2 protein-coding genes are annotated in these 2,440 nt (G+C 71.3%); both read right to left on the reverse strand.

Annotation, left to right across the window (positions count from 1 at the left end; genetic code table 11):
• Positions 1-161: 161 nt before the first annotated feature.
• Positions 162-974 (reverse strand): hypothetical protein, encoded by an 813-nt coding sequence (locus tag VGR37_22910; GenBank protein HEV2150268.1) that lies wholly within the window; start codon positions 972-974, stop codon positions 162-164.
• A 174-nt stretch (positions 975-1,148) separates the two neighbouring features.
• Positions 1,149-2,375, reverse strand: a complete 1,227-nt coding sequence (locus VGR37_22915; GenBank protein HEV2150269.1) for a DUF4861 domain-containing protein — start codon at positions 2,373-2,375, stop codon at positions 1,149-1,151.
• Between the last annotated feature and the right edge of the window lie 65 nt (positions 2,376-2,440).

The raw sequence follows: 2,440 nt of genomic DNA on the forward strand, positions 1-2,440 counted from the left end.
GGCAGCGGCACGCGCGCAGGGCGTGCCGCCATGTCCCGCGGCACGGGGAAGCGTACACCTCGTCATGGAGCGTGCCGCGGAAACGGACGGGCCCCCCATCCGAGCTGGTCGAATGGGGGGCCCCGGGTTCGTTCCCGCCGACCGTGCCTGCCTGCGCCCCGTCAGGAAGCGCAGCCTCCGGTCCCGACGGGGCTCGACTCGCCGTGCACGTTGTACGCGGTGACCTGCCAGTTACGGGTCTCGTCGCAGGGATAGCTGGTGATCCTGACGTCCGGATCCGTCCAGGTGAGCGTCCCGGAGGAGACCTGTCCGACCCGGTCGTAGGCGCCGGTGGTGCGGTTCTGACGATAGATGTAATAGCCCTGCTCGTACGTGCTGGGCTCCCACGAAAGCTGCGCGTTCTCGCCCACGGAGAAGCGGTTGGCGAGGTCGACCGAGCCGGGCGAATACGGCACTCCGGCGTACGAGAGGATGACGCACCTCCTGTCCGCCGCGTCCGCCACTCTGGTTATCGACCAGAACAGATCCGAGCGTGACTCGATGACGTACGTTCCGAGGTACCCTGGCATGAACAGGGTGCTTCCCGACGACGTGTTGAACGTCCCGCTTCCCACGTCCCGGTCCGACCTGTAGATCTCGTTCCACACACTCACCGGGTCGGAGCAGGAGCCCGCGGTCTTGCCCCACCGGATCAACGTTCTCCAGCGGTACGTCGTGGCCGGATCGCTGAACGCCGTCATGGCTTCGAAGTTGGCCGCGACGTCCACGACGTAGGTGGATGCCTCCTGTGGGTAGAGATACACCAGGTAGGACTGACTGGGGGTCTGGATGGCCGTGTGAGTGGTGCCCCCGATGGACGCATTGGGCTTGCCCTCATCGGGCAGCACCGCGGAACCGGTGGGTGTTTCCGAACACCCGACGAGGGCCAGGACGGCGAACAGCGGACCGACGTGGGATCTGAGGAACCGGTACATCTGCCCTCCACGGTGCTGGTGAGTGCTCCGCGGAATCGCGCAGCCAGCACGCATACTAAAGGACAATTAATGGAAGTGCAAGGCCGGCGCAAACGGATGAGTCCGGAGGGAGGCCTGCGCGCAGGTGCCGGTCGACCCGGATCGGAGCCGCAGGGGGCGCTCGGCGCCCCCGGATCACCGCCCCGCCGCCAGGGGCGCGCCGTTCCGCAGGAGCGTGACCTTCACCGGGTTCGCCAGGCGCGCGCCGAAGGCGTCCACGTGGCGCCACCAGTCCTCCACCGTGCGGAAGTCGCCGCTGGCGGTCCACCCGGAGCCCACGTACTGCACGGTCGGCACTCCGGGCCGCGCGGTCGCCAGGGCGAGGTAGTGGTCGGCGGTCTCGCGCGCCTCGGCCATGCGCCCCTTCTCCATCAGCACGGCGGTGCCCAGGTGGCCGTGGCCGCCGTTCTTGCGCTCCACGGGGCCCCAGGTGCTCACCCACGCCCAGGGCGCCTCCTGGCGGGAGGACCCCACCAGCCCCTCGCGTTTCACCGTGCCCACGGCGTAGGGGACCTCCGCGGCGCCGGGCGCGTGGTAGGTGATCTCCTGCCGGAAGAAGTTCTGCCCGGCGTCGATGCTGACGCGCTTGGTCTCGGACACCTGCATCCCGGCGGCGTCCCACGGGTCGTACCGCAGCTCGAACACGGCGCGGATGGGGCCGGTGGCGAGGATGCGGTGCGACCTGAAGTTCTTCGCCCGGTGCAGCTCCCCGCCGCGCCAGACGGCGCTCCCGCCCGCTCCCAGTGTCGGCCCCACGGTGTAGAAGTCCGCCCCCTCGCCGGTGTCCAGGTGGTAGGCGTCGTGCCCCTTGGCGTACCAGCGCTCCACCACGAGGTCGCGGACGCGCTTGGGCCACACGTCAATCCCGCTGCTCACCAGCGGCTGGTACTCGGACGCTTGCCAGAGCCCCTGGCCGTAGATGCGGAAGGCGATGCGGTCGCTCTCCCACGCCACGTCGTCGCGGTGGGCGTCGTGGCGTGCGTGCACCCGCGGCTTCGCCGGGGCCGACGGGGCGGCCTCCACCACGAACTCGCGGACCTCGCCGGGGCGGAAGCCGGTCTGGAAGAGGAGCTCGTCCACCGTCCCGTCGCCGTCCGCGTCCAGCGGCTGCGAGACCACCTCCGTCCGGGTCCCCGCGTCCAGCACTCGCACCCGGTCCGCCTGCAGGCCAGGGTGGGCCTGCCGGAGCGCCGCCCAGGGAAGGGAGATCGTCTCGTCCGGCCGGTCGGCGGCGAGCGGGTTCTCGGCGCGGACCACGAGCGCGCCGGCGCGGTCGGCGGGGCGCTGCGCCTGGAGCGGCGCGGCGAGCGCGAGGGCGGCGAGGAGCGCGGCGGAGGCGCGGGTGCGGTGGAAAAGTGGCATCATTGCTCGTCGGTAAGAGGGGGGGGGGGGGGGGGGGGGGGGGGGGGGGGGGGGGGGGGGGGGGG

The organism is Longimicrobiaceae bacterium, from assembly GCA_035936415.1.
GTDB lineage: Bacteria > Gemmatimonadota > Gemmatimonadetes > Longimicrobiales > Longimicrobiaceae > JAFAYN01.

Coding starts and splice junctions, on each gene's coding strand:
- VGR37_22910 (HEV2150268.1), bottom strand. CDS start 974: ATGTACCGGTTCCTCAGATCCCACGTCGGTCCGCTGTTCGCCGTCCTG.
- VGR37_22915 (HEV2150269.1), bottom strand. CDS start 2,375: ATGCCACTTTTCCACCGCACCCGCGCCTCCGCCGCGCTCCTCGCCGCC.